We start from the raw sequence: 23642 nt of genomic DNA, 5'->3' as shown, positions 1-23642 counted from the left end.
ATTTTATTTATCTTCAATAAGACAACTAACCGGATATATCAACGAAGTAATTGTCTAATTCCAGTTACCAAATCAAATTTCGGCTTCCAACCAGGCAATGAATTGCCAATCCAAGGATCCATTACCTCTCTCAATCGATAGGCTCTGCCCCCCCAGTTCAGTTGCAAGGAAACACCGCTCTCATTAACAAACAATTCTACTAACCGCCTAACCGACATTCTTTGACCTGATGAAATTGAATACGTCCCAAATCCCTCGTATTGTTCATCCAATAACATTTGCCCAGCACGAAGAAAAGCGGCAACCACATCATCGACATGTGTCATATCTACAATTTGTTCACCGGAAGTCATATCGATCTCAGTTTTAGTTTCTTTCGCTCCCATCAAAAATGATAATAATTTTTTACGCGGATCATCCGGACCATACGTATCATACAGAACCAAAGAAATCGCATTAAATTGTCCCGTCTCTATGTAATAGACTAAGATATCTCTAAAGGCTTGCTTCGTTGCCGCATATAAACAAACTGGGTTGTAGTCTGCGCCAGAGAAATGCTGCCAAAAAGTTTCTGTATTCACAAAGCTTTTGATAGCGCTACGCGACATCGCCTCTATTAACTGGGTAGAAAAACGAACATTCGCATCCAGAATGGCATCTACATCATCAGGGGCATGCTCGCACAAAGTTACTGCAGCAAGATGAAATACTATGTCAGGTTTTGCTATTTGCATGATATTAAGCATACAATTCATAGATCCGTCATACGTATAGCAATTAAGCTTTTGTAAAGATGCCACTAGTAAATTCAATGACGAGTTTTCACGAACTATTACACTTACTACCCATCCATCTCTGACAAGTCTATTAACTAGCCGCGATCCTATATACCCGGTCCCCCCTGTAACCAAGGCGGATCTAGTTTTCTCTTGACTAGAGTTCAATCTATTCCCTCATAAAAAGACATTCCTTGCCTATCTTTGTCTGATAAATGCGGAGGCTCTAAAATTGGCCACTTGACATTAATTTTTGCATCGTTCCAAATAATACAACGCTCATATTCCGGTGCATAATAATCAGTGGTTTTATATAAAAACTCAGCTGTTTCAGACAGCGTCAGAAATCCATGCGCAAATCCTTCCGGTATCCACATTTGCTGTTTGTTTTCTGCAGATAACAATTGCCCTACCCACTTCCCAAAAAACGGCGAGCTTTTACGAATATCCACTGCCACATCAAATACTTCACCTTGTACTACCCGCACCAGTTTGCCTTGAGCTTTGGGGGGTAATTGATAATGGAGACCACGCAACACACCTTTTTGGGATTTGGAATGGTTGTCCTGGATAAAATTGACGCTTAAACCTGTCAACTCCTGAAAAACTCTTTCGTTGAAGCTCTCGAAGAAAAAACCCCGTTCATCACCAAATATCTTTGGCGTGAATAAAATGACATCGGGTATAGCAAGTCTAGTTGCCTGCATTAAAACACCTGTTTATTCAGTAAGCTCAGTAAATACTGCCCATATCCATTTTTTGCCAGCGGCTTGGCCAGTTTTTCGATTTGTTCGTCGCCGACCCAGCCACTACGCCAGGCGATTTCTTCCGGACAAGCGATTTTCAAGCCTTGCCTAGTTTCAATGGTTTCGATGAAATTGCTGGCTTCGATTAAACTGGCGTGTGTGCCGGTATCCAACCATGCATATCCTCTACCCATGATTTCCACGCTAAGTTGTTGTCTATCCAGATAAACTCTATTCACATCGGTGATTTCCAGCTCACCACGCGGCGATGGTTTTAAGTCTGCGGCAATGTCGACCACTTGATTATCGTAAAAATACAAACCGGTTACTGCGTAATTACTTTTGGGCTGCAACGGCTTTTCTTCCAACGATGTCGCCCTGCCCTGCGCATCAAAACTCACCACACCATAACGTTCTGGATCTTGTACGTGGTAGACAAAGACCGTGGCACCGGATTCCTGATCGCCAGCTTTGCGCAGCTGCAGATGTAAGTCGTGTCCGTAAAAAATATTGTCGCCCAGCACTAAGGCACTTGGATGCGAGCCGATAAATTCTTTTCCGATAATAAATGCCTGAGCCAGACCGTCCGGACTGGGCTGCACGGCGTACTGCAAATTGATTCCCCAATCGCTGCCGTCGCCCAATAACTGCTGAAATAAAGGCGTATCTTGCGGCGTGGAGATGACCAATATGTCGCGAATCCCGGCCAGCATTAAAGTACTGAGAGGGTAATAAATCATCGGCTTATCGTAAATCGGCAGCAATTGTTTGGACACCGCTTTCGTCACCGGATAAAGCCGGGTACCGGAGCCTCCGGCCAGGATTATGCCTTTACGCTGGTTCATATTTATTTTCCGTAGAGTTCAGACAACATACGCTCGACTCCCAACTGCCAAGCCGGCAGCTGTAAAACAAACACGTTTTGCAATTTCTCGGTATTCAATCGTGAGTTTAACGGCCGCCGCGCCGGGGTTTGGTAAGCGCTGGTGGGAATTGCCGAGACCGATTGTTTCTCAGTTTTCAGCTCTAGTCCGGTTTGACGGGCATATTCAAACACTAAGTGTGCGTAGTCGTACCAACTGGTTTCGCCGCTAGCGGTTAAATGGTAAACCCCAGCCACTTCCGGTGTTTTCAATGCATGACGGATGGCATGGGCACTGACATCCGCCAGCAATTCCGCGCCTGTTGGCGTACCGATTTGATCGTCGATCACCGACAGCTGCTGACGCTCTTGCGCCAAACGCAGCATCGTCTTGGCAAAATTATTACCTCTGGCCGCGTAGACCCAACTGGTCCGAAAAATCAAATGCCGGCAATCGCTGGCTTGAATAGCTCGTTCGCCAGCCAGTTTGGTTTGACCGTAGACATTCAACGGACCCACTTGATCGTCTTCCCGCCAGGGTTTATCCCCGCTGCCGTCGAACACGTAATCGGTGGAATAATGCACCAACCAAGCACCGATGCGTTTGGCTTCTTCGGCTAAAGTACCCGGCGCCACTGCATTGATGGTATTCGCCAATTCGCTTTCCGACTCAGCCTTGTCCACTGCGGTGTAGGCAGCGGCATTGACGATGACATCGGGACGTAGTGCGCGAACAGTTTCGGCAATCCCGTTTGGATTACTTAAATCGCCACAATAATGCTGATCGAATCTGTCAAGCGCAACCAATTCACCCAAAGGTGCCAAGCTCCTTTGCAACTCCCAGCCAAGCTGGCCATTTTTACCGAACAGTAAAACTTTCATTCAATCAACCATGCAAGGCACTGATCACGCATTGCGCCCGGTATAGTTTTTGTCCAGCCAAGACTGGTAGTCGCCGGATAACACATTGGCAACCCAGGCTTGGTTATCCAAATACCATTGTACGGTTTTGCGTATGCCGGTCTCGAAGGTTTCCGCCGGTTTCCAACCCAGCTCTCGCTCCAGCTTGCCGGCATCGATGGCATAACGTCTGTCGTGCCCCGGCCGGTCGGTGACATAGGTAATTTGTTCAGCGTAAGATTTACCGTCGGTGCGCGGCTGCAACTCATCAAGAATACTGCACAGCGTATTGACTACATCCAGATTGGCTTTTTCGTTCCAGCCGCCGACGTTATACACTTCACCGAGTTCGCCTGCTTCCAATACCCGGCGAATCGCGCTGCAATGATCCTTCACATACAACCAGTCGCGAATCTGTTGCCCGTCGCCATAAACTGGCAAAGGTTTGCCGGACAAGGCGTTTTGAATGCACAGCGGTATGAGCTTTTCCGGAAAATGATAAGGGCCGTAATTGTTGGAGCAATTGGTGGTCAAGACCGGCAAACCGTATGTATGGTGATAGGCTCGCACCAAATGATCACTGGCGGCTTTACTCGCGGAATAAGGGCTATTCGGTTGATACTGATTGGTTTCGGCAAACGGCGCATCGGACTTTTCCAAAGAACCGTAAACCTCGTCGGTAGACACATGCAGCAAACGGAATGCCTGCTTAGCCTGTTGCTCCAGGTTATTCCAATATTGCCGCACCGCTTCCAGCAAACGGAAACTGCCAACGATATTGGTTTGAATAAAATCTTCCGGTCCGTGAATTGAGCGATCAACATGGGATTCGGCAGCAAAATTGACCACGGCCCGAATTTGATGTTTTTCCAACAAACTTAGCACCAAGTCGTAATCGGCAATATCGCCCTGTACAAACTCATGGCGGGTATCGCCTTGTAGCGAAGCCAAATTCTGTAAATTACCCGCATACGTCAATTTATCCAGATTGACGACCAATTCGTCAGTTTGCGCCAGCCAATCCAATACAAAATTGCTGCCGATAAACCCGGCCCCACCGGTTACTAAAATGCTCATATATAAAGATTTTTTTAATTTTTCTAACCGTCTGCCCGACGAAAAACGCTAATTTTATCGGGGCCATTGTACCTTAGTACCATCGCTCAGTCTCTAGTGATTCTGTAAACATTAAGGCAAAAACAGTTTAAACTTGGCCCCGCCCAAACGACTTTCGTTGTCGATCTGCACAAATCCGCTTTTCCCGGCATTTTTGTGCAAGCCGGCCATCACCGAAACAAAATACAAACCCAGGCCGGTATTTCCCGACACCCAATCCAATTCGGCCGTATCGTTTAAGTCCGCGGTTAAAAAATGAGGTGGATAACCGGCCCCGTCGTCTTCGATAGCGATGGTTAGATAGCCATACTCCTCAGCCACGGCAATCAAAACGGTTTTGTGGGTATAGCGCAAAGCATTATTCAAGACAGCTGCCAGCGCATTGCTGATGATGGCGTTATCGCAATAGCACATTTCATCATCGCTACACTCCACTTGTAGATCGATATTGTGCAATCCAGCCAAGCGCGCCTGTTGATGAATCGCTTCGTCGAGAATATCGATCACCGGGCATTCTTCAATATGCAAACTAAATTTTTGCGAATCGACCTTATACATTACCAGCAACTGCATCAGACTATGATTAATCCGAGCCGCTTCGAATTCCAACTGATTTAATTCGGCAGACGGGCCGTCTTGTTTGGCAGCAGTTTGCCGAACCAACTCCAGCAAGGTACCCAAAGAATTTTTTATATCGTGAACGGTGGACGCGAGAATAGTCGGAAACAAGCTGTTGTTATTAGGATTGGTTTGCATGATTTTAAGCCTTGACCGCTTGAGGCTGTCGCAATTTCGCATACTCCATTTGTAATATCCCCAGCTTATGTTGATCAACACCAATTTGCTTGGCCTTGTTAATTAAAGCCTTGATGCGTTGATTTTTTTCTTCGCAAAACTCATTAACCTTCAAATCATGAATCATGATCTTCAGCATATTCACAATGATGGTTTTGTTATCCGGCATGGTCTGAATGGCTTGTTCGAACAGATCCAAGGCCTCCTTGAATTTACCTTGCTTATACAACGCTACACCCTTGTTGTTGGTCGCGATCAAAGCCTGCTTGGTTTTTTGAATCAGGATTTCCGAGTGATTATCCATGCCGATGCCGCTTTGCATACGGCGCAAATCGTTCAAGAACTGTTCGTCGTCGATATGCGCATGAATCAGGTCGTAAAGTATTTCTTCGGCTTTATCGTGTTCATCGCTCAGGAAACAGGTTTTCACCACCTCCAACTGTAAGTCCCTGGGCGCTTTATTACCCAAGCGACTGCATATATCCACGGCTTTCAGCAAAGCCTTCTGCGACAACTCCTCGTTACCCAGAGTTTTATACACATCCGCTTCCACAGTCGAGGCGCGTAATTCCGCCTCGGGATGATTGGCGTATTCCTTGCGCATTTCGTCTAGTATTTTCAAGGCGTCGTCGGCAGCATTGGTTTTGGCATACAGCTTAGCCAATCCGGAAAAATCACTGCATGAGCGATGCACGGAATGCTTGCCTAGCTTTACCACCGATTTATAGGCTTTTTCGGCGATTTCCAGATTACCGTTTTTATCCGCCGCTTCAGCCAGTTTTTTCTGCCTAAGTATCGATTGCGGCGATAATTGCAGGGCTTGCTGCAAAACACTTTCGACATCGTTGTACTGATCCAAAGCCTCGTATGCCCTGCCAAGCCAGTCGTAACACTCCATCAACATCGGATTGTCAGCCACGAGACTCTGAAAACCGGCAATCGCTTGTTCGATGTTGTTGTTTTGGAAGTCGATCACCCCCAAACCCAAGCGAGCCCAAGGCAGCTCTCTTTGCTCCAAGACTTCGTGATATATCTGTCTGGCCTTGTCGAAATCGCCTGCGGAAATCGCCAGCTCGGCGCGCATTTTCAGCAAATGCAGATGCATTTTCTTGTCCGCCGACAGCAGCAATGCATCACATAACTGAATTGCCTTAGGCAAATTGCCGCCTGCCAGCGCCTTATCGATACCGGCCATAAATTCCTTACGGGCAAAATTACGCGTCAGTCGACTCATCAATTGCTGAGCATTGAAGGGCTTGGTTAGATATTCATCGGGCTTGCTGTCCATGACACCCAGCACGGCACTGGTAGTTTGTTCGGCACTAATCAAAATAAACACGCAGCGATAATCGATTAAATTCCGATGCCTGGCTTCCTCCAATACCTGTTGCCCGTTCTTACCCACACCCAGGTTGTAATCGCACAACACGATGTCGAAACTGCTTTTGCTCATGGCATTGATCGCGGCAATGCCGTTATCCGCTTCGACGACAGTGACGGCTTGCAAGCTGTATAGCATGTCGCGCATAGCTTTGCGGAACACAGGATTGTCCTCGACAATCAGGATACTTTTGCCGGCTAAACTAAAACTCATGGCAGGAAGGCTAATAAAACGCTCAAGAAATCGGCTCCATAAAATCCACAATGCGGGCGGACTTGAAAAATAAAATTATCATCCCCAACTCGCCCGAGTCCACTTTACAACCAAATGAGTATAGACATGACTGTTGAGGCAAACAAACAAACCCTAGGTTTTCAAACCGAAGTAAAACATTTACTGCATTTGATGATTCACTCCTTGTACAGCAACAAGGAAATCTTTTTGCGCGAGTTGATCTCCAACAGCTCGGATGCCGCCGACAAGCTGCGTTTCGAAGCCTTGGCCAACGACAGCCTGTACGAAGGCGACAGCGAATTAAAAATCCGCGTCGATTTCGACGAAGCCAAAAAGACCATCACCATTACCGATAACGGCATCGGCATGACTCGCGAAGAAGTGCAGGACCATATCGGCACTATCGCCAAGTCCGGCACCAAGCAGTTCTTCGAGCGCCTGACCGGCGACCAAGCGAAAGACAGCGAACTGATCGGCCAATTTGGCGTCGGCTTTTACTCGGCCTTCATCGTCGCCGACAAAGTCACGCTGACCACCCGCAAAGCCGGCGCGCCGGTTTCGGAGGCAGTGCGCTGGGAATCGGCAGGCGAAGGCGATTACACCATCGAATCGGTCGATAAAGCCACGCGCGGTACCGAAATCGTACTGCATCTGAAAGACGGCGAAGAGGAATTTTTAAACAGCTGGAAACTGCGTTCCATCATCAAAAAATTCTCCGACCATATCTCCCTGCCCATCGTGATGAGCAAGGAAATTCCGGCCGAGAAAGACGAGGAAGGCAACGAAACCGCGCCCGCCCGCGTCGAAGACGAAACGGTGAACAGCGCATCAGCCTTATGGACCCAATCCAAAGACTCGATTTCTGAAGAAGAATATGCCGAGTTTTACAAACACGTCTCGCACGATTTCCAGGACCCGCTAACCCACGTGCATAGCCGTGTCGAAGGCACCAACGAATACAGCTTGCTGTTGTACGTGCCCAGCCGTGCCCCGTTCGACATGTGGGACCGCGACGCCAAACACGGCGTAAAACTGTACATCAAAAAAGTCTTCATCACCGACGACGCCGAGCAACTGATGCCGCGCTTCCTGCGCTTCGTCCGCGGCGTGATCGATGCCGACAGCTTACCGTTGAACGTTTCGCGTGAGATTTTGCAACAAAGCAAACAAATCAGCGCCATCAAAACCGGCGCGGTGAAAAAAGTACTGGGCATGCTGGAAGATCTGGCCGAAAACGATGCCGAGAAGTACCAAAAATTTTGGGAACAGTTCGGCAACGTCATCAAAGAAGGCCCGATAGAAGATCATAAAAACAAGGATAGAGTCGCCAAGTTGCTGCGTTTCTCGTCCACCCATACCGACGACAAAACCCAAAACGTCTCGCTGGCCGACTATGTCAGCCGGATGAAGGAAGGCCAGGAGAAAATCTACTACGTCACCGCCGACAGCTTCGCCGCCGCGAAAAACAGCCCGCATCTGGAAATCTTCCGCAAGAAAGGTATCGAGGTGTTGCTGCTATCCGACCGCATCGACGAATGGCTGGTGTCCAGCCTGACCGACTTCGAAGACAAGCATCTGCAATCCATCGCCAAAGGCGAGCTGGATCTGGATAAATTCGACACCGAAGAAGAGAAACAACACCTGGAAGAAATCAACAAGGATTTCGAATCGGTGTTGAATCAAATTAAAGAGGTGCTGAAAGACAAAGTCAGCGAAGTGAAAGTCAGCCATCGTCTGACCGATTCGCCAGCCTGCTTGGTGACCGGGGCTTACGACATGAGCTTGAACATGGAAAGGATCATGAAAGAAGCCGGTCAATCCATGAACATGATGGGCATGGGCGGCAGCAAGCCGATCTTTGAGATCAACCCTGACCACGCCATCGTCAAGGCTTTGAAAAACGAGCAGGACGACACCCGCTTCGCGGACATCAGCCACATCTTGTTCGACCAGGCTATTCTTAGCGAAGGCGGTCAGTTAGATGATCCGTCGGCGTTTGTGCATAAACTGAATGGTTTGTTACAAGGGCTACTGGGTTAATCCCTAAATGCGCTAAACAAAAGGCCGGGTGACCGGCCTTTTTATTGCTATTTACCTAAACGGAAAGGACGCATAACTGGCCCCAACCCGGAGAACATTATTTTCAACTAAGCAAGCGGCTAGCGATTAAAACGTTTGCAAATACCCAAACCAGCAATAGCAAAACCAAACAAAAACCCACTCGCGGGTAACGGCACAGGTGCAAGCTGACGTGTCCAAGTCCCCGGATTGCCGGTCACAGACCCCGAAACGCTATAAATTAATTCTGCCGAATCCATTCCAGCTAAGCCATTTGCAACCGAACTTATCGAAACGCCGCCCAGCAAACCGGGCCGGCCATATTCATGTTTATTGAGTACCGCACTCCAATTACCGCTGAAGTGACCGTTGGCGTCGGTATCGAACTCTATTCGAGCACTCCTGTCGTAATAGGTCTGAAAGTGCGGATCGACCCCGGCATTGTTCGGATTTGTGTAAAACGCCACAGTGTCCATTCTATAAAACTGCCCTAAACCAAAACTGAAGGTAAACGGAATGCGGGCGCTGGAATAGTCGTCAACGTCAAGAATAGCCCGACCATTTTTGGGTAGCAGCGATTCTTCCACGCTGAAACTGATGTTTACGCCGACATCTCCAAAATCGGATGGATATATGTCGGTAAAGGTATTGCCGGTATACGTGTATTGAACCAATGCAGCATTTGCGGGTGTAGTTAAGCCGACGGACGCCAAGATTGCAGTGCTTAATGCCAAGTAACGAACGATGGTATTCATGATGTTTACCTATTTGGCCGGTTGTGGTCGAGATTGGTGAGTTTTTGATGATACGCGCGCTAACTCTAGCTTTCAAACTAATCCGCAAAACATCACAAATTTTGCTTATCGCTTTATTTGTGCAACCAATAATCGGCCACCCACATGGAACTCTCGTTAGCCTATATCGCTAGTAGAAGCTCTATTGCCTCGTTTACACGCGCCGCGTGGTAATGCGGGGATCCATAGGCTTCCATTTATTTGCCTTGCCTGATTGCCTTCAGAAACTGGAACCCGGTTGTTTGAGAAACTCAAGCTCTTCGACCGTTGAGGTACGACCCAGAATTTGGTTGCGGTGCGGATAGCGGCCAAAGCGATCAATAATGGCCTTGTGCTTTAACTCGAACTGGTAATTATCGGCTAAGCCATTTTCGCGGTAGAGCTTTTCCGCCCAGGCATGGATGGTTTTGGACTCGCTGTGCATGAATGGCAAGTACAGAAAACTGCGCTCGATGGGCGACAAGCTTAGCTCAGCACCCACTGCTATCGCTTCCTGCGCCAAAACCAGCGCCAGCGGATCGTAAGCAAATGCCAAAGGCGTGTTGCGGTGGATGTTTCTGGCAAATTGGTCGATGACGATGACTTCGGCGAGTCGGCCTTTGGGTTCTTGTCGCCAACTGAATAATTCGCCTTTTATGGCTTGTTGGAGTGTGGATTCGAATCGGTGGGCGATGGTTTTATCGAATTCTGGGTTGGCGGACCACCAGAATTTGGGGGGTATTTCTTCGAACCAGAATTTTAGGATTTCTTGGTAAGTGATCATTGGCTGTTTTTTGTGTCGCTGGCGCGACGGCTGATTTTAATGTCGGTTCGCGGACCGACGGCCGCGATACTTTCTTTTGTTTGGCCAAAAGAAAGTATCCAAAGAAAAAGCCACCCGGAATGCCGCTTATTCCCTGCGCTCCTCGCTTTTGAACGGGGTTGCCTGAAGGGGCTTCCCAGCCCCTGCATGCAACGCGCCGCATCCCTGCGGTGCCCCTACGGGCTGATCCGTTCAAAAGCTCCGGTGCTCGGCGCGGCATGCGGGAGGCAATCATCCCAAAATTTAAAGCCTGTCAGCACACAAATGAAGTAACCTCAACGGATTGCAAAAACGAGGGAATTAGGCTCCACACATTTCGGATTTCGCTAAGCTTGAATGTACGCTATTTTTCCCTCGGATTTATCTAGATACGGCAAGTTCACTACGAATATGTTTACACCACTAATATCAATTTGTTCGTTAATTCTGGGTTACTTTGTTGGATTACTATTTAAGCCAAAATCTGGAGCCGTGTTAACAATTTTCGGGTTATTGGGAGTATTTAGTTATATCTTTTTCAGTGCTCATGGCGACGAAGGCTCTCCATCACTGGCTGGGGGTTTGGGTTTAGTAGTGGCCTTTTTTTGGCCTATTATGGTTTTAACATATATTTTCGGAATATTGACTGGGGTGTTTACAAGAAAATTTTTAAGCAAAAAATCATATAAAGTTATTATCACACTTGTGATTTTTTGTATTTTATTAATTTATGCGTAACACAAAACGCCGCATAGGCGTAGGGTGGACAATGCTTTTCTGCCCACCGTTTTATTCCGCGTAGGCACAAAAACCGTGCTCACCCTGCTGCATACCAAAAGGATAACGGCACGATCGAAAGATATATAATATTCGTCGCTCATCACCATTGGCACTCAGTTGTATATAACAAGGATTATGACATCATGAAACGCAAAGCATTCTTATTGTTGGTGAATGTTGTAGTTTATGGGTGCGCTTCTCGATCACTAATCCAAGAAGAAAACCCGATTAAAGCAATTTCGAATTTTTATAACAGGAATGCGATTGTTGCTGCTCCAACGTTCGTCGGTAATGTCATCTGCGGAACACCTTTCATTATGCTTGCTGAAACAACCGATAAGTTGTACACCGGAGATAAAAGCAAGACTTACAAGTCTTTTATTAACAACATTTGGTTGCTACCAAGTTGCAGTTGTGGGGCGGTCACAGGGTTGCCGTTTATTCCCATATCTTATGTTCTTGATGAATCAAACTCCGATCCCTTGGGGCTTGAGATAACACCCTAGGATGGGATAGATACAAAGAATCGCAAAACCTAAATTAACGTAGGTTAGCAAACCAGCTGCAATTCCATCTTTTTATGCTCAAGGCCGTAACGGTCAACGCGGAGCACATTAGCTTTTAATCTTTCTGCAAACTTTACGAATATTAGGCGGTTTCAAATCCCGTGGAGTTTTTCTCCCGCATGCTGCGCCGAGCACCGGAGCTTTCGGCGGGATCAGCCCGAAGGGGTGCGGCATGAATGCCGCACGTTGACGAAGGGGCAGGAAGCCCCTTTCGTCAACCCCCGGCGAAAGCTTCGGAGCGCAGGATACAAGCGGCATCCGGGTGGCGTTTCTTTTGGTGACTTTTCTTTGGCCAAACAAAGAAAAGTTACTCGGCCGTCGGGCCGAGACCCGACATCCAAACAACCCGTCGCGCCAGCGACACAAATCACACAACGCTACCGAATAAAAACACAATCCCCTATAATCGAACTTACTCAAAAACCACCACCCCAACCATGCCAACCCCCTTCCAGCGTATCGGTATCATCGGCAAGTGCGGCGATCCCGGTATTGCCGCGACGCTGAACGAACTGTTCCGTTACCTAAAAGCCCGTGGTCACGACATCGTCGTAGATAGCCAAAGCGCGGAATTGCTCGACGGCGCCGACATAAAGGGCGTACATATCGAGCGACTGCCGGAACTATGCGACTTGATTATCGCCGTGGGCGGCGATGGTACCTTTCTGGCGGCGGCCCGCGCCGCGGCGGATTTCGAAACGCCGCTGCTGGGCGTAAACCTGGGCAGGCTGGGCTTTTTGGTGGACATTTCGCCGGAGCAGTTGTCCAGCCGTCTGGATAAGATTTTGGCTGGGGAGTTCAAGAGCGAGCAGCGCCAGTTGCTCAGTACTCATATCATCCGCGACCACGAAATCATCCATCAGCAAACCGCCGTCAACGAGGTGGTGGTACATCGCTGGGTGACGCCGAGCATGATAGAGATCGTCACCAGCATCGATGGCGTGTATCTGAATACCCAGCGTTCGGATGGCTTGATCGTCGCCACCCCAACCGGCTCTACCGCGTATTCCTTGTCTGCCGGCGGTCCGATTCTGCACCCGGCCTTGAACGCGCTGGTGTTGGTACCCCTGAACCCGCATACGCTGTCGAATCGGCCCATCGTCATCGACGACAACGTGGTCATCGAAATCCGTTTCAGCCAAACCAAACAGATCAATGCGCTGGTGACTTGCGACCACATGGAGATCCCGGACGTGCGCATCAACGACAAAATCGTCATCAAAAAATCCGCCAAACCGATTAAAATTTTGCATCCTGCGGATCACGATTTTTTCCATACTTTAAGAAGTAAACTTAACTGGAGCGGCTACCCCGCCTAAGGCCATGCTGTTAAACCTTAACATTATCGACCTCGCCGTCGTCGACGCGCTGGACCTGGACCTGGACCCCGGCATGTCGGTATTAACCGGCGAAACCGGGGCCGGCAAATCGATTCTACTGACCGCATTGGGCCTGGCTTTGGGCGACCGCGCCGATTCCGGCTATGTGCGCCCCGGCAGCAAGCGTGCCGAAGTGAATATCGAGTTTGATTTATCCAAAGCGCCGCTGGTCAAACAATGGCTGATCGACAACGAGCTGGACGACGGCGGCCAGTGCATGATCCGCCGCACCATCAGCGATGATGGCCGTTCCAAGGCTTATATCAACAACCGCCCGGTCAACCTGCAAACCCTGCAAGGCCTGAGCAGGCAACTGGTGGAAATCCACGGCCAACACGCCCATCTGACGCTGCTGGATAACGAGGAACAAAGACGGCTGTTGGACGGTTTCGCCGGCAATCAGGCCTTGCTGGACGATCTGAATACTTGTTACCAAAGCTGGAAACAAGCGCATAAGCAACTGCAACAATTATTAAAAGCCGGCAGCGATCAGGTCGAACGCGAGGAATTGCTCCGTTACCAACTCGACGAGTTGCAGCAACTGGATTTGGAAAATTTCGATTACCAAGCCTTGGCCGACGAGCATCACAAGCTGGCTAACTTGGGCAAAATCCTCGGCGTCGGTCAGCAGCAGCTGGATATTTTGTACGACAACGATCAGCAATCTGTAGCCGACATGCTGGGCCATGTGATTCATGCCATCAACGAGCTAGCGCAATATGCCGGCGAGCTAAACGGGGTTTCCGAATTATTAAGCGATGCGGAAATCCAGATCGGCGAGGCCACCCAACAATTGCGCCGCTTCCTGGAAAATCAGGAAGCCGATCCGCAACAACTTGTCTGGCTGGAAAATCAGATCGGCGTGATTCAGTCACTGAGCCGTAAACATAAAATCCAGCCGGAAGAATTGCCGGAACTGGCGACCCGCTTCGCTACCGAACTGGACAACCTCAGCCATAGTAGCGAGCGTATCGAAAGTCTGAATGCCGATTGCGAGCGACTGTTAAGCCAGTATCGCAAACTAGCCGGCGAGTTGTCCGTCAGCCGTCGCCAAGCCGGCGCCGAGTTGCAGCAACGGATTTCCGACGCCATCAAAGAATTGGGCATGCCGCACGGCGAGTTCCTCGTCAATCTCCGCACTCCTGAAGATACCGAACCGCAGCGCAACGGTGTGGATAGCATCGAATTTTTGGTCAGCACCAACCCCGGCCTGCCGGCCAAGCCGTTAGCCAAAGTGGCGTCGGGAGGCGAGTTGTCGCGGATCAGCCTGGCGATTCAAGTGACGACCAGCACCGACAAAACCACGCCGACCATGATTTTCGACGAGGTCGATTCCGGCATCGGCGGCGGTATTGCCGAAATCGTCGGTCAGAAATTAAGGCGTTTGAGCAAGAACCGCCAGGTATTGTGCGTCACCCACTTGCCGCAAGTCGCGTCGCAAGCGCATCAGCATTTATTCGTCGCCAAGAATCAGAAAGCAGCGGTGACATCGTCCACGGTCCGCCGTTTGAGCGACGACGAACGCGTGAATGAAGTCGCGCGCATGCTGGGCGGCGTCACCATTACCGAAAACACTTTGGCGCATGCCCGGGAGATGTTGGTATCGGGTGGCTTGGCGCCCGATTAACGGACCCTCACCTCAACGACAGACTCAATACTCCGACCATCACCAACACCGCCCCGCCAATCTGAGCGAGCGTCAATTCTTCACCCAACACATAACTGGCCATGAACAAGGTCGCTACCGGCCCCAGCGAGCCGATCAGCGAGGTATGACTGGAACCTATTATCTTGATCGCTGCCGAGAGCATGAACACCGGCAGCACCGTCGAGAAGATCGCCATCAGCAAGCTCAATTGATACACCCGCATCGGCAACAGCAAGGCCGCCGGCGGATGAGTGAGTAAAAATTGCATCAGCGTCGCCGCGCAAGCCACCAGCATCGCATAAGCGGTAAAGCGCGAGGCACCGATGCGGACCACCGTTTCGCCAGTACCGATTAGATAGGCGGCGTAGGTCAAGGTACTGGCAAATACAAAACCGGCGCCCAACAACAAATGTTCCGATTGGATATTGATCTCATCCAAAAACACCACACCGATGCCGGCGTAACTGAGCACTAGCGCGACGACTTCCTTGCGGCCAAACGGTTTTCCCAACAGCAATGCCGACAACACCACGACCATGGTCGGATACAGGAACAGAATCAGCCGCTCCAGCCCTGCGGAGATGTATTGCAGACCGATAAAATCGAACAAGCTGGACAGGTAATAACCCAGCAAGCCCAAGATCAGCAGCGCCAGATAGTCTCTACCCGTTAACGGCGTCAGATCCTTCCGGCCGGCATGCCGCCAGGCAACGATTAGAAAAAACGGCGCGGAAAACAACATGCGCAAAGCCAATAAAGTTACAGCATCCACAGGCTGGTAATACGCCAGTTTTACCAAGATGGCTTTGCCGGAAAAACCGATAGCCGCCAAAGTCGCCAGGCCAAAGCCCAACAAGCGGTTGCGGTTGGATAATGCAGTAGATGTAGTCGTTGCCATTAGGCCTCCTGGTTTGGTGCGGGCCTTAGGCAAATGTCGAAGCAACTGCGGCAAGACCCGCGGTTGCTTGATTGTTTAGAAAAACGCAAACACCACGGCGATAGACAAAGCCCATTGCCATAGGTGCTTAAAGAAATGATTGCGGTTTGAATAATGCATGATGGCTGGATTATAGCGGCATCGTCGCGGGCAGGCAAAATCCTCCTTGCCAAACCGGCAAGGAGGATGACGGCTACTTAGGCTTTGCGTGTTCTACCCAAACCCAACGCGCCAATCAGACCGGTACCGAACAACCAGGCAGCAGCGGGCACTGGCACCGGGGCTACATAACCGGACAAATCGGCTGCGGAGACTTTATAAGCATGCAATACACCTGGCAGCAACTGATACTCACTGGTCAACGTTGCCGAACAGCCGCTGGTTTGACCAAGCGGACATTGAATCGATGTTGCATATGGATCGGCGTCGCTGAAACGGAAATACACATCGAACTGCGTGCCGGTGCCGTTTTGGGTAACGCTGTAATCGTTATCGGTGCCGGCCAGCATCAAATAACTGCCGTCAGCCAGTTTCGGGCCAATTGCCAAGCCTTCCCACTTCTCAGGTGATTTGTTGCCAAGAGCTGCCAAGGTGTTGGCATCAAGATCCAGAAATTGCGCGGATTTGCTAACTTTGCTGTAAACAGCACCAACTGCGTCCAAATCGATGCCACTAACATCGGTCGCGCCGTTCAAATCAATTTTATAAACTTCTTTGTCTGCACCGGCAAAAGTAGCACCAACACCGACGCCACGGTTGTTACGCTCTAGTACGAAGAACTCATGGTCGTTGATCGCTACCAAGGCCGATGCGCCCTGTCCTTGACCGGAACGCTTCATTTGGTAGGCATATTGAGCCACCGCTTCGCCAGTAGCCGTATCGAATTTTACAATCCGACTCACCGAACCGTTGCCGGCACCTTCGTCCAACATTGCACTTTGCAACATTGCAAACGCAAATTTGCCGTCAGGACTGATCGCCAGGCCTTCGAAGCCGCGATTGGTGCGTTTGCCGGCAGTATTCGGTTCTGGATCGCCGCCCGCATAGTTTGGAACATTAGTTGTACCGTTGCGCGGCACCAGATTGGTTGGAGTCGTATAGGTTTTCACTACCGCGCCAGTATTGCGATCGATCTCATACAGCGAAGGACCGTATTCGTCGGACACCAACAAGTTACCGTTTTTGGGGTGGATCACAACGCCTTCAGGGTCAAAGGCATTACCCAAATTACTGGTAGGGTTTGGCGCAATACCGTTCAGCGCGGAACCGCCTTTACTAAATTTCAGGGTTTGGGCGATTTGAAAATTAGAAATCGCGCCGGTAACGCTATTAATGTCCAGGGTAAAGCGCTGTACCCGTGTTTCATAATTCAACAGACCGCCGCCTGGGCCTCTATCCGACAAGCCCCACCACTCGTTACGGTTGGTATCGTAATAAATATCCGAAAAAAAGCCGACGCGGCGATCGAACGAATTGGCAAGATTGCTGGATAAATCCAGGGTATCGCCGGAAATAGCCAGGCCGTTGACGAAAGTTGGAGTAGCTAAGGCAGTATCGGCCAACAGCAAGCCGGCCAGTAAAAATGTTGGTTTTAAACGCATATCGAATACCTGATTTGACGGAGTTTTGTGACAAGAGTCTCAAACTTTATCCGGCATTCATTACATAGACATGACAAACACCGAGCGGCAAAAGCCTAAAGGAAATGATCTACTGAAAGGAATGACGAGTTTGCAGAAGCTTCCCGGCAACAACCGAAAAGCCTCTGCTTTCAACTCAGCGTTTGAATTGCCCAACCAATTGATTCAACTGCGCGGCCAATTTCACCAATTCGTTACTAGCGGCATTGGTTTGCGCGGCATCCTGAGCGGTACGCTCGGTAAGTTGGCCAATATTGGTGATACTTTGCCCGACATGCTGCGCAACCCGGCTTTGATTGTCAGCTGCTTGCGACATCCGCGAGTTCAATTGCCGAATCTGCGTCACCCGCTCGGCAATCGCGCTCAAACCCTGATCGGCGCTTTGCACTTGTTCGCGGCGCTGCTCGGCGCTGTTTTTGGCGTTGTTCATCACCGTCACCGCATCTTTGGCTTCGCGTTGTAATTGATCGATGATGCTTTGAATTTCTTCGGTGGCCTTGTGCGAACGCGTCGCCAAGGTACGGACTTCGTCGGCCACCACCGCAAACCCGCGCCCTTGCTCGCCGGCCCTGGCGGCTTCGATGGCAGCGTTCAAGGCCAACAGATTGGTTTGCTCGGCCAGGCCTTTGATCACATCCAACACCGCGCCGACACCGTTACTTTTTTGATCCAGACGTTTGATCACTTCGGCGGCTCGGTCGATTTCATTCACCAGTTCGTTGATACCGTTGATGGCATTTTTAGTCGTCGCCGCGCCTTGCGCGGCCTCCTGATCGGCTTCCACCGACGCTTGCGCCGCACCGGTCGCCCCGCCGCGCACGTCTTGCACCGAATTCTCCAGTTCGTGTATCGCTTGAATCACCGTCTCGGTTTCGCTGCGTTGTTGCGTGGCCGCTTGCGAGGTTTGTCGGGCCACACCGGATATTTGGTTGGTTGCAGACGCCAATTGCTGACTGACCGAAGACACCTGCCCCAAACTACCGGCAAAATTTGCCAACATGGTATTAAACGACTCGCTGACCTGGCCGATTTCGTCGCCGGAATCGACTTGCAACCGTTGCCGTAAATCCGACTGTCCGGCGATGGCGTTAACCGTGTCGCGCATAGCCACTAATGGATTAACCACAATCTTGCGCATCAGCATGTTGACCAGCAAGAGGCCGCCGGCAAACATCACCAAGGAGATAGCCGAAGCAATCACCAAATCGCGATTAATCTGCGCATCGAGATTTGCCAGTGAAAAACTCACCCGCACCGCTCCCAACACTGTCCCCTCGCTCACGGCGTGACAAGTGAGACAGTTGGTGCCGCGAAAATTGGCGCTAGCCTTAACCGGCTCCAGCACGGTGATCAGGCGTCCGTTTTTGTCGTTACCCGGTTGAATGATGCTTTCACCGGCCAGCGCGCGATCATCCAGATTATCAACGGGTCTTTGCTCGGATTTACCGGGACCGTAAAAATCGGTAATTTGCTTGCCACGAATTAACCGCACTTCCGTGACATTGGTATGCGAAAGGGCTTTATCGCGCAATACTTCACCCTGCGCCATCGCGCCGGTCAGCATTAGGGTATTGACGCCGTCGAAATAACTATTGGCAATATCCCGAGCTTTATCTGTCGCCAGCGTTTGTATCATGTCTTTTTGCCGTTCCGCCATAAACAGCGTACTGACAAACATCAGCAACAAAAATACACTGGCTATGCTTAGCAATATTTTGGATTGGATTGTGGAGTTCTTGTTCATGAGATCGGCCAATGTATTGGAATGTGTGGTTATACACCTTGGGTTGTCGGCAGCTCGTGGAAAATCTATATGTAATCCTAAGCTTACCCTTGTAATCCATGCATCAAGCATAGAACAAATCCTTGCCACACGGGCCATATATAGCAATCAGAGTAACAAGCGGTTATCCTGAATAGTGACGCCGCTCACGAATACGACTACTTTTGCAAATTGGCGCGTAACCCAGCGCGTTGCCCGCTTCACGCAGAAGATCTGGCCGTGACCTGAAAAGCTTGCTTGATAACCCAAATAACCCGCCGTTTGCCCAGCCTTGGAGAGTTGCCGTGGACGATTTTTTCGGTTTTATCGCTTTTGTCCTGATTTTGGTGCCCATCGTAATTATCGCGATGTTGACCGTTTTAATGGGCCGCCAAAGACGTAACCAGGATGACATTAATCAGACCCTGCGGAAGATAGAAGCGGCGCTACGCGAAGACCGCAAACTGCTGCGCGATCTGGCAAAGGCGCAAGTAGTGCCTACTCACGAAGCACCGCCGCAACCGGATTTATTTGCAGCGCAAACACCGGCAACAGAACAGGTGCTATTCGATATTACCGCCAGCCAGCTCCCTGCCGAACCGGTTCCGCAAACGCCCGAAATAACGCCAAGCCCTGTTGCGGAGCCACCCCAGGAAAACCCCTGGAATCAAAACACCTGGCAACCCGCCGAACCCAGCCGTTTCGAACTGGCGGCACAGAAAATCCTCAAAGAAATCTGGAACTGGATCATCGTCGGCGAAGGCCATCGGCCTGAGGGTGTGGCGATGGAATACGCGGTCGCGAGCAATTGGTTGTTGCGCATCGGCGTATTGATTTTGGTGACCGGTATCGGCTTTTTCCTGAAATATTCCATCGACAACGGCATGCTGGGCGAACAGGCGCGGGTAGCACTATCGGTGCTGGCCGGTGTCGGCATGATCGTCGGCGGCGTGCGCCTGGTCGGCGGCACCTATCATCTTTTCAGCCAGGGTTTGCTGGGCGGCGGCATCGCAGTGTTATATTTCAGCGTGTTTGCCGCGCACAGTTTTTACCATCTGCTAGACGTCTACCCGACCTTTGCGTTGATGATTTTAGTGACCGCCTGCGCCGCATTTTTAGCGATCAAGCTGGACTCAATGTTGGTCGCCATCTTCGCCATCATCGGCGGCTATTGCACGCCGATTATGCTGTCCACCGGCCAGGTCAATTTTCCGGGGCTGTTTAGTTACATGTTGCTGTTGGGCTCCGGCATCCTGGCGATCAACTGGTACAAGCAATGGCATTTATTAAATTTCCTGAGCTTTTTCTTTAATTACCTGTTGTTCTTCGGCTCGATGCAAAACTACCAGGTCGAGTATTTCTGGCAGGTGTTGCCGTTCTTGACCGGCTTTTTTGTGCTGTATTCCACAACGGTGTTTTTGTTCTGCCTGGTCAATCAAACCAAATCGACCCTACTGGATTTAATTGGCCTGATCGTCAATGCCGCCATCTTCTTCGGCACCGCCTACCATCTGATCGACGACGCCTACGGGCAAATCTGGACCGCCTTGCTGACCGTGGCATTGGCGGCGTTTTATGTCGGCCATGTCTATTATTGCCTCGCGCGGAAGGTGGTGGATAAGGAACTATTGATCAGCTTCATTGGCTTGGCGGCATTTTTTGTGACCATCACCCTGCCCTTGCTGCTGTCCAATCAATGGATTACCGTCAGCTGGTCGTTGCAAGCCTTGGTAATGCTGTGGATGGCGGGCAAATTGCGCAGCGCGTTTTTACAACAAGTGGCATATCTACTGTATGCGTTGGTGCTGGTGCGTTTTTGTTTCATCGACTTGCCCGGCCAATACGGCATGACGATGGATAGCCAGCAATCGTTCGGCGCCTTCTTGCTGGGCTTGCTGGAACGGGTAATCAGCTTCGGCATACCCATCCTGTCGCTGGCCTTGGCCTACACGCTGATCGAAAAACCGGCACCGGCTTCACCACTAGCCTGCGATGCCGGCAACGATGTGCCGCTGTGGCTGAAAGACAATCTGCTGTTGCAAATCATCCTGCTGGTCGGCGGCGGATTGTTGTTTGTGGTACTGCAACTGGAGTTGTTCCGCAGTTTTGCCTATCTGTATCCACCCTTGCAATTGCCGGCATTGACGTTGGTCTGGCTGGCCATGTGCTGGCTGTTGTTGACCCGTTACGTGGCCGGTACGGGCGATTGGCTGCTACAAGCGCTTCGGCTGTTCCTGATCGGCGTGTTCCTGAAGATGCTGTTGTTCGATCTGCCGTCCTGGGACTTGACGCTGGGGCATATCGGCGTCGGCGACAGCGTCTGGACCTTGCGCTACGGCGGCGGCTATTCCTTCGAACTGGCATTGATGCGTTTGCTGGATTTCGCGGCGACCATAGCCTTTTTGCTGTTCGCCTTACGCTGTCTGGCGGACTACGAAACCGACACCGGCAATATCCGCCAGTGGCTGGGCGGCGCGGCGCTGGTCTTGTTATTTACCTTTTTAAGTCTGGAAATTAACTCACTCTTGTATCAATATGTGCCGGGTTTGCGTTCCGGCGGCGTATCAATCTTATGGTCGATATTTGCGTTGACGCTGGTGTTCAACGGCATCAAGCGGCAAATTGCCGGACTGCGCCTGGTCGGTCTGGCGCTGTTTGCCTTGGTGGCCTGGAAGGTGTTTTTCATCGACCTGGCGCGGCTGGAACAAATTTACCGAATCGTCGCCTTTATCGTGCTGGGCATGCTGGCGCTGGGCGGCGCGTTTTTTTACATGCGTTATCAACAAACTTTTATCGGCAACGCCGAAAACAAAACATGATCATGATCGCCAAATTTGCAGTGTTATGCTGCCTGTTTTTGACCCAGGCTTGGGCCAACGAAGCGCCGGCCTTCCGGTACAGCCGACCAGTACTGGCCCAAGATAACGGGCAACAAAGCCTGCTGGCCGTTCCGCTGGACAGCGCGGTGTATGCCAACACCGCCGCCGACTTTCGCGACTTGCGCCTGATCGATCAAAACGGCGTCGAAACGCCTTATTTGCTGCAAAAAATCGCCAGCCGGAAGACGGTCAGTAAGCGCGTGGCCAGCACCAGCAAGACCATCGATTTGCAAAAATTTGGTGACGAGGACGAAGGCTTCGTCGTTACCGTACAACTGGACAAAAACGCCGCCAACGCCGACGGCCTAAGCCTAGTCACCAACCAGCATGATTTCGAATACGCCTTGCAGATTCACGGTTCCAACGACGGCCAAAACTGGCAATTGCTGGTCGAGAGAGCGCAGATTTACGATTATTCGCGTTATATGTCTGTTGGTAACCGCGACGTCGAGTTGCCGGCGAATAGCTTCCGACAATTTAAAATCGTCGTCGCCAAAGCCAGCCAAACCCGGGTAGCCGAGCTGTTGGAACTGACCCGCACCGTGCGCGGCGGCGAAGAATTGCAACGCCAGGAAACCACGCAACAAATCAAAGAACCGCTACATGTCGAGCGCATCGAGCTCTGGCACAACGTGGGCGAAACCGTTGCCGACACCGATCAGCAATATGATTACCCGGCCAGTTTTAAAATCAAACTCGATACCGAGCAAAAAGCCACTATCATCGACGTAGACACGCTACGGCAACCGCTGAAGGGCTTGAAGCTGCAAATCATGACCCCAAACTTCAGCCGCCAAGCCGAAGTGCAAATCCCGCTGACGCAAGGCTTGGAAACCCAAATGCGCACCATCGGCACCGGCTCTTTGGAAGCCTTGCATTATCAAGACATCAACCGCGAGCAAACCAGCATAGGCTTTCCGGAACAACGGCAATCACGCTACCGCATTGTGATTCGCGACCAGGACAACCCGGAACTGCATATCAACACCGTCGCCGGCACCGGTCCCGGCTACCAATTGCTGTTCTTGCCGCAAACCGGCCTGAGCTACCAACTCAAATACGGCTCTGAAACCGCCGAACAACCGCGCTACGACACCGCACCGATCCAGGAATTATTGCGGCGCGGTTACCGCAGCAACTCGGCCGGATTGGGGCCGGAAACCGAGGCGAAAGCCGCCGAACAAGCTTTCAATGTCGCTAAGCTGTTGAACAGTTCTTGGTTTTTAGGCGTTGTCATCACGTTGATGGTGGTCGTACTGGCGTGGAGTTTGTTTCGGGTCGGCAAGCGCGTTGCCAATCTATCCGATTCTACTGAGCGCCAATAATATCAACCGTCACAGCCTTTGCCAGTTTTCAGATTTACGATGTCCTAACCCTGGTTAGGCAGATGGCAGAGGCTTCGATTTACATGGCGATAATTAAGCGAGGGCTCATAACGACCCGTTGCGGACTATCGCTTGAGATGATTCAATGGCAACAGTCAGGCTGTTACCGGTCATTATTTCATCGTCGAATGATATATAGAAAGGAAGATCATATGCAGATCAATAAATTACCTTATCGAAGCGCATTATCGGGTAGATATACGGTTAACAGCTTAATATCTTG

Annotated in this window: 18 protein-coding genes; 6 read left to right on the top strand and 12 right to left on the bottom strand. The window is 50.6% G+C overall.

From position 1 onward, the window contains the following. Positions 1–38: 38 nt before the first annotated feature. From G006_RS0123460 to G006_RS0123430, 7 genes are all read right to left on the bottom strand, one after another. Positions 39–911, bottom strand: a complete 873-nt coding sequence (locus tag G006_RS0123460) for an NAD-dependent epimerase/dehydratase family protein (protein ID WP_235048918.1) — start codon at positions 909–911, stop codon at positions 39–41. Positions 912–940: 29 nt separating this feature from the next. Beyond that, positions 941–1483, bottom strand: coding sequence for a dTDP-4-dehydrorhamnose 3,5-epimerase (gene rfbC / locus G006_RS0123455; protein WP_020485671.1), 543 nt, complete (start codon positions 1481–1483; stop codon positions 941–943). Then, entirely contained in the window at positions 1483–2367 is an 885-nt protein-coding gene (gene rfbA, locus G006_RS0123450) for a glucose-1-phosphate thymidylyltransferase RfbA (RefSeq protein WP_020485670.1), read from the bottom strand. Before rfbA ends, rfbC begins: the two co-directional genes overlap by 1 nt. A 2-nt stretch (positions 2368–2369) precedes the next feature. Beyond that, entirely contained in the window at positions 2370–3266 is an 897-nt protein-coding gene (rfbD, locus tag G006_RS0123445) for a dTDP-4-dehydrorhamnose reductase (RefSeq protein ID WP_020485669.1), read from the bottom strand. Between the two features lie 24 nt (positions 3267–3290). Beyond that, a complete protein-coding gene (gene rfbB / locus G006_RS0123440) occupies positions 3291–4361 on the bottom strand; it encodes a dTDP-glucose 4,6-dehydratase (RefSeq protein ID WP_020485668.1) in 1071 nt (356 codons plus the stop codon). 111 nt (positions 4362–4472) lie between these two features. Beyond that, positions 4473–5156, bottom strand: coding sequence for a sensor histidine kinase (locus G006_RS0123435; RefSeq protein ID WP_020485667.1), 684 nt, complete (start codon positions 5154–5156; stop codon positions 4473–4475). A gap of 4 nt (positions 5157–5160) precedes the next feature. After that, positions 5161–6789 (bottom strand): tetratricopeptide repeat-containing response regulator, encoded by a 1629-nt coding sequence (locus tag G006_RS0123430; protein ID WP_020485666.1) that lies wholly within the window; start codon positions 6787–6789, stop codon positions 5161–5163. Positions 6790–6915: 126 nt separating this feature from the next. Here G006_RS0123430 and htpG point away from each other — a divergent pair, with 126 nt between their 5' ends. Continuing rightward, on the top strand, positions 6916–8850 hold the full coding sequence (gene htpG, locus G006_RS0123425; protein ID WP_020485665.1) for a molecular chaperone HtpG: 1935 nt from the start codon (positions 6916–6918) through the stop codon (positions 8848–8850). A 119-nt stretch (positions 8851–8969) separates the two neighbouring features. Here htpG and G006_RS0123420 read toward each other — a convergent pair whose 3' ends face one another. Continuing rightward, positions 8970–9623 (bottom strand): hypothetical protein, encoded by a 654-nt coding sequence (locus G006_RS0123420; RefSeq protein ID WP_020485664.1) that lies wholly within the window; start codon positions 9621–9623, stop codon positions 8970–8972. Between the two features lie 259 nt (positions 9624–9882). After that, a complete protein-coding gene (locus tag G006_RS0123415) occupies positions 9883–10425 on the bottom strand; it encodes a DUF924 family protein (protein ID WP_020485663.1) in 543 nt (180 codons plus the stop codon). Positions 10426–11366: 941 nt separating this feature from the next. Here G006_RS0123415 and G006_RS0123410 point away from each other — a divergent pair. From G006_RS0123410 to recN, 3 genes are all read left to right on the top strand, one after another. Beyond that, positions 11367–11729, top strand: coding sequence for a hypothetical protein (locus G006_RS0123410; protein WP_020485662.1), 363 nt, complete (start codon positions 11367–11369; stop codon positions 11727–11729). A 497-nt stretch (positions 11730–12226) separates the two neighbouring features. Further along, the gene (locus G006_RS0123405; RefSeq protein ID WP_020485661.1) at positions 12227–13108 is read left to right on the top strand and encodes an NAD(+) kinase; all 882 of its coding nucleotides are present in this window, start codon (positions 12227–12229) and stop codon (positions 13106–13108) included. Between the two features lie 4 nt (positions 13109–13112). Then, a complete protein-coding gene (gene recN, locus G006_RS0123400) occupies positions 13113–14795 on the top strand; it encodes a DNA repair protein RecN (protein WP_020485660.1) in 1683 nt (560 codons plus the stop codon). A 7-nt stretch (positions 14796–14802) separates the two neighbouring features. Here the strand turns inward: recN and G006_RS0123395 are convergent, their stop codons facing one another. The 3 genes from G006_RS0123395 to G006_RS0123385 form a co-directional block, all read right to left on the bottom strand. Beyond that, on the bottom strand, positions 14803–15714 hold the full coding sequence (locus G006_RS0123395; protein ID WP_020485659.1) for a DMT family transporter: 912 nt from the start codon (positions 15712–15714) through the stop codon (positions 14803–14805). A gap of 236 nt (positions 15715–15950) precedes the next feature. Then, positions 15951–17354 (bottom strand): esterase-like activity of phytase family protein, encoded by a 1404-nt coding sequence (locus G006_RS0123390; protein WP_020485658.1) that lies wholly within the window; start codon positions 17352–17354, stop codon positions 15951–15953. A 175-nt stretch (positions 17355–17529) separates the two neighbouring features. Beyond that, positions 17530–19137 carry a methyl-accepting chemotaxis protein gene (locus tag G006_RS0123385; RefSeq protein WP_020485657.1) on the bottom strand — a complete coding sequence of 536 codons (1608 nt, stop codon included), beginning with the start codon at positions 19135–19137 and terminating at the stop codon, positions 17530–17532. Between the two features lie 323 nt (positions 19138–19460). Between G006_RS0123385 and G006_RS0123380 the strand changes: the two genes are divergently transcribed. Together G006_RS0123380 and G006_RS0123375 are read left to right on the top strand one after the other, a co-directional pair. After that, positions 19461–21974: a DUF2339 domain-containing protein gene (locus tag G006_RS0123380; RefSeq protein WP_020485656.1), complete on the top strand. Its 2514-nt coding sequence runs from the start codon at positions 19461–19463 to the stop codon at positions 21972–21974. Beyond that, positions 21971–23359 carry a DUF3999 family protein gene (locus tag G006_RS0123375; protein WP_020485655.1) on the top strand — a complete coding sequence of 463 codons (1389 nt, stop codon included), beginning with the start codon at positions 21971–21973 and terminating at the stop codon, positions 23357–23359. Before G006_RS0123380 ends, G006_RS0123375 begins: the two co-directional genes overlap by 4 nt. The last annotated feature ends 283 nt before the right edge of the window (positions 23360–23642 follow it).

Source organism: Methylomonas sp. MK1, from assembly GCF_000365425.1.
GTDB lineage: Bacteria > Pseudomonadota > Gammaproteobacteria > Methylococcales > Methylomonadaceae > Methylomonas.
Note: the sequence above shows the minus strand (reverse complement) of the source record. Positions and strands in the feature narration are given on the sequence as shown.